Raw genomic sequence first — 7,403 nt, forward strand, 5'->3', positions numbered from 1 at the left:
AAGATGAGATTTCCCATAGCGCAAGCTAGTAAGAACCCTGAAAGATGATCAGGTTGATAGGTCAGAGGTGGAAGCGTGGTAACATGTGGAGCTGACTGATACTAATCGTTCGAGGACTTAACCAAAATTTTATATGATGATTGTCAATTATCTAGTTTTGAGGGAATGAAACCCTCATATAGTCTGGCAGTAATGGCGAGAAGGTCACACCCGTTCCCATACCGAACACGGAAGTTAAGCTTCTCAGCGCCGATGGTAGTTGGGACACGCGTCCCTGTGAGAGTAGGACGCTGCCGGGCTAGCCCTAATTGGGGCTATTATTTTTGCTTAATATTAATAGATGGCCCCTTGGTCAAGCGGTTAAGACACCTCCCTTTCACGGAGGTAACACGGGTTCGAGTCCCGTAGGGGTCACCAAAGTTTTTTACGAGTTTGCGTAAAATAACTTCCAATATAGTGGAGGATTAGCTCAGCTGGGAGAGCATCTGCCTTACAAGCAGAGGGTCGGCGGTTCGAGCCCGTCATCCTCCACCATTATAATATTTGTTTTTTTGGCGGTGTAGCTCAGCTGGCTAGAGCGTTCGGTTCATACCCGAAAGGTCGGGGGTTCGACTCCCTTCGCCGCTACCAAATGTTTTTGCTTATTTTTAACTGGAGGAATACCCAAGTTTGGCTGAAGGGATCGGTCTTGAAAACCGACAGGCGGGTCATACCGCGCGGGGGTTCGAATCCCTCTTCCTCCTCCATAGTATTACTTTATTTCTATTGTCGCGGGGTGGAGCAACGAGCATTGCTTCATGAATAATCTGCGAGTTGTATCAATCGAGCTGCTGCTTGCATATGCTTACTGAGATTGATACAGTCCATGGAACATTGAGCATGGACAAAACTATATAATTTTTATTGTCGCGGGGTGGAGCAGTCTGGTAGCTCGTCGGGCTCATAACCCGAAGGTCGCAGGTTCAAATCCTGTCCCCGCAATTTGGTCCGGTAGTTCAGTTGGTTAGAATGCCTGCCTGTCACGCAGGAGGTCGCGGGTTCGAGTCCCGTCCGGACCGCCATTTTTTTCTAGTAGGGTACCTGCTATTAATTTATAGATTTTGGCGATTGTGGCGAAGTGGTTAACGCACCTGATTGTGGTTCAGGCATTCGTGGGTTCGATTCCCATCAGTCGCCCCATTTATTTTAATATTGGGCTATAGCCAAGCGGTAAGGCATCGCACTTTGACTGCGACATGCGTTGGTTCAAATCCAGCTAGCCCAGCCATTTTGCTTATTTTTTTCAACGCGGGTGTAGTTTAGTGGTAAAACCTCAGCCTTCCAAGCTGATGATGAGAGTTCGATTCTCTTCACCCGCTCCAATTCAATTTGGGCCTATAGCTCAGCTGGTTAGAGCGCACGCCTGATAAGCGTGAGGTCGATGGTTCGAGTCCATTTAGGCCCATCATAAATTTATCCATCAAAAAAGACTTGAAAGCTTAAATAGCTTTGAAGTCTTTTTTTTGTTATAGATAAAACAATTATTTACAAAATATATGTTTACCAATTTTTTTAATTTGTGGTCGACTCCATATCCAAGCACTTGTCGCGGTATCAGGATTAAAATAGTAAATCGCCTCACCACTAGGATCCCAGCCATTAATGGCATCTAGTACCGCTTTTTCGCAGTGGCATTTGGGGTTAAGTTCATCCGCACCCGCAGTAAAGGCCCCCGGTGATAGATGACACCCGCAACCGTATCTGGAAACGATGAATGGCTGACTCGGTTCAAAATAACTGCTGCAACAGCAACTTGACCCATGTATTCCTCTCCGCGTGATTCCCCGTATACTGCGATTGACATAAATTGAATATCATTTTGAGAATAACCGTTAGGTACATTAGCGGAATTGTTATTATTACCTGATGATCCGCGTTATATTTGAGCCCTTTAGGAAAGAGCTTATTGTTCGATTATTTTTGTTTAGTTTTTTATAAATATAAAAAACAAGCAGGATCCAAAGGATGAAGGGAGTGGAACTGAAAATGACACTGATCCAAGCGTCCCGCTTAGAAGCGGTTAATAACATCGGGATGCTTAGAACATGGACAATAAAACCTGTTGAAATTATAAGTAATATATAGATATGAGTGGCACTAATTACCTTTTGATTCATCCCAACCACCTATGTAACCATTTGTGATTACTTTACCCTTGGAAAATCTAGTTATACACCAATGAAATTTGAGGGCGGGTTGAATCTTTCCGTTCACAACGGCACCACTAAAAGGGTCCTGCTCTGGAAAGCGAGAAATAGCAAAAAGCCAACGGCTCGGTGTCCGTTGACTCTAAGTTTAAGGTAAACAAATAATTTTTACTTAGTCGTTCTTTTCTAGAACGTTTGCTACAGAGCTCTTAATAATCATTTCTGTGGGCACAATTTTTTGATTATGTTTACTTGTATTTCCTTTAATTTTTCGATTAAGAACAAACTTGTAACACCGATTGCTGATTCAATAAAAAACTAATCAAACGTTTGATTAAAATTGCTTGATGTCTTGGTATAATTAGGAATGAATAAAATGAAAACTGCTAAGTTATAAATGGGCTGCATAAGGGGGGAGTTAGTAGTTTGTCGGCGATCGGCGACTATGAAAGAGCGCTCCATTGACCGATCAGGGGTGCATATCAATCGACAAAATTCAACATACTTTTTCAATGACAGGCAGTGGATAATATCATTTTTCTTTTAAGTACCATTCTACATCAACATCATCTACCTTTAAACTGTACACATCTCCTGAGCTTGTTAAGATATCAATCTCATAAAGTTCAATATTATATTTATTAATTCCCTTTGTTACTTTTAATAAATTTTCTAATTTACTATCTTGAATGGATACCTCTAAGATAATTTTACCATATACTACGGACAAACTTTTTTCCCCCTAAGACAAAATATCTATATTCACATTTTTAATCATAAACAAATTGTTAGGTTTTTCCAATATGTATATTTTCCTAATAGTTACCATTATACGGAATATGATAGTACGAATGTATTAATTATTTTAAATTTGTTTTCAAATTCTATCCCTATCCAGCAGGATAGAGATTAGATAAACCATCAAGTTATATTTATGTTATATAAATCAAAGATCGTATTTGCATTTATAAATTCTTTAAGCAAAGAGAAGTTAAATATTTCATGACCATTCATTACAACCTTTCTAACTCCAAACTGATTACCGATAATTGATAATTCCTCATTATCTAATTTTTTTCGCTCGAGATACAAAACAACAGCAAAAGCAATCATGCCTGACTTTTCAATGTTTTTAGTTGTTAAATACTTATAACCAAAAAAATCAGCAATGGTGGATATTCTCCTATAAATTAAATGTTTATCTGCTCTTTTAAAATTTTGTACCCTTGTAGTGGCCGTTCTTAGAACGTAATTATTTTTTACTAATGGTAATTCAGGGTTATTCCCCATTGAGGTACCATTCTTATTTTGGTAATGAGTTTGATTAAGCGCTTCCATGACAAAAGTTAAACATTTTTCTGAAACCTTGACACTTCTTTTTCCATATTTATCATCATTTAACTTCAATATTTGATTGGCCTGATCAACATCTGATTGGGTTAAGTTTAATAGCTCTGATAGTCCATGCCCATTTACGCCTTCAAATAGAAGCTGAAGGATCACTTTATCTTGGGCATTGACCATTTTTTTTTCCATGTCTTGTATTTCATACTTCGAGAATAGAATTTTTTTCTTAGATAAGTAGGTTTTTAACTCATCATTTTTTATTGAAAGAATGGGATTAATGTTACTTTGAGTTTTTCCAGATTTAATGGCCCAATTTATATAGTCCTCAAAAACATGAAGCGTTAATTTAATGGAATTAAATGTAGAATGATCAGCATTGATTAATGCATCTTTAATTTCATTAGTGTTAAACTCAAATAAATCTTTCCCAACTACATCCTCCGTGTCATAACTTCTACAGAGTGCATATTTATAAACAGTTCTTCTATTTTCAGGAATACACATTAAATACTCTATTTTTATGTTTTCGTTATAAAGCTTTTTCAAATTAACCACCTTCCTGATATTTTGATAAATCTATATCATTAAAGAATTTATATATTTGTTTTTTTATACTCTTTGGAATTTTTTGCGATTGATTTAAAATATCGGATTCTATCCATACTTTATTTTGTCTTGAAAAATCAATACATTTAATAATCTCAAATAATTTGTTCAACTGAATACATTCATCCTTCATTCTTCTTGCTAAAGTTATATATCCATAAAACATGGAATTCGTATTGATTAAACTATTTTTCCTAACAACCGCGACTTCATCTAGAAATTCATTTGGGAAAGCGAAAAATAATTCATTGATAAATTCGATTAAATAATTAGCAGTGTGTATTGCAGTACGTTTATCTTCAACTTTAAAAACTTCATCAATTGCATCAGAAAGTGTTTTAAATGTAACTAAAAAATTTGAATAAGGCGCAATACTATCTGAAGCTGCCACTTTATTTTTTATTTCACTATTGTATTGTACTTGTTTAGCAATAAAATCTGCCTGCCTGGATTCACCCAATTTTTTTAACTGTCCTTTCCCAACGGGGTTAGTTGTATTTAATTGTTTAAAGTACTGTTGAGCCATAGATTTTCCCAAGTGTAAAATATTTAATTTGAACATAGCTTCTAAAGAAGGATCTTTTCTTATCGCTCTGACTATGGCGTTTATGCGGTGAAATCCATCTAGTACATCTAATAATGTTCCCTTTGTAACAGTTAATGTCATCGAATCTTCTGCATATTGTAATTCTTCTCCAGATTCATCATCTGTACTGCCTAACCGTGCGTTTAACGTAATAATAGTGCTAATCATTTCACCTTTATTTAATAGCTCCTCCATTTCGATTATGCTTTTCTCAATAATTTTAGGAGTTTCGATAATTTCGTTCGAGTCCTTACCTTTCGATTGTCTCATTTCACGTTGAGTTTCTGGATTATACTGTAGTAATCCATTTTCAAAAAGACGCTTTATCTCACTTGCCTTGATATAAAGAATAAAGTCATCTTCCGTTCCCTTAAGTACATTTCTAAAGGTATAGGGGAACACTATACTATTCGTGTGATACCCAACAAAATTTGTCCTAATTTCTTTTATTTCTCTAGGTGAAAAGTATATTGATGGTTTTATTTTTGGATTTCCGGTAGCTGAATAAATTTGTTCAAGAAAAAGGTAGACCGATTCGATATCTACCTCCCATAATATATCGGGGTTATTAAAATAACTTTGTACTTGACCCGGTAAAATTTTGTATTCCTTCAAACCCTTTTTAATTTTGTTAACTAATTTTTTGTCTTCTTTAATATTAGTCACGACTTCAATTAAATTTCCTCTAAGCTCGTTTTTTTTCATTAGTATTCAATCCTTTAGTATTTGTATATTTGATTTTTTGAATATACAAGTTACAATTAATTAAATTAACGCTGCATAGGATAAAATAAGTGATTATTCAATAAATTAGACAACTAAAATTTTTTTAATATTTATACCTTTGGTATACATAAACAAACTTTATTATTAATCATATTGAAATCAAATAAATTAAATAACTAAAAATAAAAAAACAGCCATTTGGCTGCTTTAAATATTTCTGGCATTTAACTTATGTATGTTTGAGGCGTCTAAACCAACAAATCTTTTGGCAAACCTTCATAATAATCAGCTCCTATTCGTGTGTAGCTCTACACTTGGTTTTGATATGGAAAGTAACATTATGACCAAGTGCAATCTACGTTAAGCGATGGGAGTCGTTTCGTTCATTATGACTAAAGGGTGCTTTACTTAAATTAAGGAGTAAAGCCTTTTTTATTTTATTAACTTGAATGGTTTGATTATCCCCAATTAAGGTAATTTCACTAAACGGCTGTTCTTCTCCCACTTTAACATTGGCTTCAATTACAGTTCCACTACCCACAACTGCTTGGTTAATCACCGCATTTTCGCCAATAATAGTATTGGGCAAAATAACAGAATTTCTAATAACAGCTCCTTTACCCACGGTTACTCCACAAAAAAGAACCGAATTTTCTACACTTCCAAACACCTTACAGCCTTCACTTACTAAAGATTTGTGTGTGCTAGCCTTTCCGTCCAAATACAATGGCGGCTGAGAAGTTTCATGAGTATAAATAGTCCAGTTTTCATTTTGTAAAATTGGATTGCTTTTAAATGAAAGTAAATCCATATTCGCTTCCCAGAGGCTACGAATGGTTCCGACATCCTTCCAATAACCTTTGAAGCTATATGCATATAGTTTGCAATTATCATTTATCAAAGAAGGTATAATATCCTTCCCAAAATCCTTAGTTGAAAATGGTTTTCTTTCTTCTTGTTCTAAATACTTTTTTAACAGTTTCCAATTAAAAATGTAAATGCCCATAGAGGCAAGGTTTGATTTAGGCTGTTCTGGCTTTTCTTCAAAATTTAATATTTTCTTAGAGTCGGGATCGATATTCATAATTCCAAATCGATTGGCTTCCCTCCACGGTACGTTTATGACTGAAATGGTGGCATCCGCCGACGTTTCTATATGCTGCTTAAGCATTTTACTGTAATCCATCTTATAAATGTGATCACCTGAAATAATTAGAACATACGCTGGATTGTAACTTTCAATAAATCGAAGGTTTTGATAAATAGCATGGGCGGTGCCTTCATACCATCTTTCACCCAACTCACATTGAAAAGATGGAAGAATAGTGACCCCTCCATTTTTTCGGTGTAGATTCCAGTGCTTGCCATCGCCAATGTAATTTTGAAGAGTGTGAGGTTGATATTGTGTCAAAACACCAACAGTATCAATGCCAGAATTACTGCAATTGCTTAATGGAAAATCAATAATTCGATATTTTCCACCAAATGGAACTGCTGGCTTTGCTATATAATTGGTCAATTCTTTTAATCGAGTCCCTCTTCCCCCAGCTAATAGCATCGCTATACATTGTTTTTTAGTCATAGTTACCTCCATAGTAAAGGATTATCCTTTATTAATGTTATAAACGATCATCTTCTCATGGCTAGTAGAAGAGGGCTATTTCTTTTTTTGGATATAAATTCATATTTTAATTAATTATATATTTTATTTTTATTCTCATAGTTTCAATCTTTGCAATGTAATAATATTTACTGTGTTTTCTACCCCTTATTATCTTTTCATTGTATGAAGTAATCGTATATTTCTAGAACAGGTTTTTTATAAAGATTTTTAAAATCAATCCTTAAAAAAGCTGTTGTTGTAACCGTCAAGTAGAACTCAACAGTTTTTAGTAAATAAGATTAAACAGTTTTCATCAATTAAGATTCCACACTTTGATTATCAAATAATG

Annotated in this window: 4 protein-coding genes, 10 tRNA genes, 2 rRNA genes and 1 pseudogene; 12 read left to right on the forward strand and 5 right to left on the reverse strand. The window is 35.1% G+C overall.

Annotation, left to right across the window (positions count from 1 at the left end):
• The 12 genes from J7E66_RS26740 to J7E66_RS26795 all read left to right on the forward strand — a co-directional run.
• Positions 1–125, forward strand: a 23S ribosomal RNA gene (locus J7E66_RS26740); the annotation flags it as partial.
• A 57-nt stretch (positions 126–182) separates the two neighbouring features.
• Positions 183–299 (forward strand): 5S ribosomal RNA (gene rrf / locus J7E66_RS26745).
• A gap of 43 nt (positions 300–342) precedes the next feature.
• A tRNA-Glu gene (locus tag J7E66_RS26750) sits at positions 343–417 on the forward strand.
• Between the two features lie 41 nt (positions 418–458).
• Positions 459–534 (forward strand) — tRNA-Val (locus tag J7E66_RS26755).
• A gap of 19 nt (positions 535–553) precedes the next feature.
• A tRNA-Met gene (locus J7E66_RS26760) sits at positions 554–630 on the forward strand.
• Positions 631–653: 23 nt separating this feature from the next.
• A tRNA-Ser gene (locus J7E66_RS26765) sits at positions 654–746 on the forward strand.
• A 161-nt stretch (positions 747–907) separates the two neighbouring features.
• A tRNA-Met gene (locus J7E66_RS26770) sits at positions 908–981 on the forward strand.
• A 3-nt stretch (positions 982–984) separates the two neighbouring features.
• A tRNA-Asp gene (locus J7E66_RS26775) sits at positions 985–1,061 on the forward strand.
• A gap of 42 nt (positions 1,062–1,103) precedes the next feature.
• Positions 1,104–1,179: transfer RNA gene (locus tag J7E66_RS26780), tRNA-His, on the forward strand.
• A 13-nt stretch (positions 1,180–1,192) separates the two neighbouring features.
• A tRNA-Gln gene (locus tag J7E66_RS26785) sits at positions 1,193–1,267 on the forward strand.
• Positions 1,268–1,287: 20 nt separating this feature from the next.
• Positions 1,288–1,361, forward strand: a tRNA-Gly gene (locus J7E66_RS26790).
• A 9-nt stretch (positions 1,362–1,370) separates the two neighbouring features.
• A tRNA-Ile gene (locus tag J7E66_RS26795) sits at positions 1,371–1,444 on the forward strand.
• Positions 1,445–1,520: 76 nt separating this feature from the next.
• Here J7E66_RS26795 and J7E66_RS26800 read toward each other — a convergent pair.
• From J7E66_RS26800 to J7E66_RS26820, 5 genes and pseudogenes are all read right to left on the reverse strand, one after another.
• Positions 1,521–1,915, reverse strand: a pseudogene (locus tag J7E66_RS26800) (cell wall hydrolase); the annotation flags it as partial.
• A gap of 803 nt (positions 1,916–2,718) precedes the next feature.
• Positions 2,719–2,916 (reverse strand): hypothetical protein, encoded by a 198-nt coding sequence (locus J7E66_RS26805; RefSeq protein WP_215005763.1) that lies wholly within the window; start codon positions 2,914–2,916, stop codon positions 2,719–2,721.
• A gap of 191 nt (positions 2,917–3,107) precedes the next feature.
• On the reverse strand, positions 3,108–4,079 hold the full coding sequence (locus J7E66_RS26810; protein ID WP_215005766.1) for a phage lytic cycle repressor MrpR family protein: 972 nt from the start codon (positions 4,077–4,079) through the stop codon (positions 3,108–3,110).
• 1 nt (position 4,080) lies between these two features.
• The gene (locus tag J7E66_RS26815) at positions 4,081–5,430 is read right to left on the reverse strand and encodes a DNA sulfur modification protein DndB (RefSeq protein WP_215005769.1); all 1,350 of its coding nucleotides are present in this window, start codon (positions 5,428–5,430) and stop codon (positions 4,081–4,083) included.
• Between the two features lie 376 nt (positions 5,431–5,806).
• On the reverse strand, positions 5,807–7,033 hold the full coding sequence (locus J7E66_RS26820) for a glucose-1-phosphate adenylyltransferase (RefSeq protein ID WP_215005772.1): 1,227 nt from the start codon (positions 7,031–7,033) through the stop codon (positions 5,807–5,809).
• Positions 7,034–7,403 lie beyond the last annotated feature (370 nt).

This window comes from Bacillus sp. ISL-7 (assembly GCF_018613065.1).

Bases quoted from the DNA above. Each gene is read 5' to 3' on its own strand.
- J7E66_RS26815 (WP_215005769.1), bottom strand. From the start codon at position 5,430: ATGAAAAAAAACGAGCTTAGAGGAAATTTAATTGAAGTCGTGACTAAT.
- J7E66_RS26820 (WP_215005772.1), bottom strand. From the start codon at position 7,033: ATGACTAAAAAACAATGTATAGCGATGCTATTAGCTGGGGGAAGAGGG.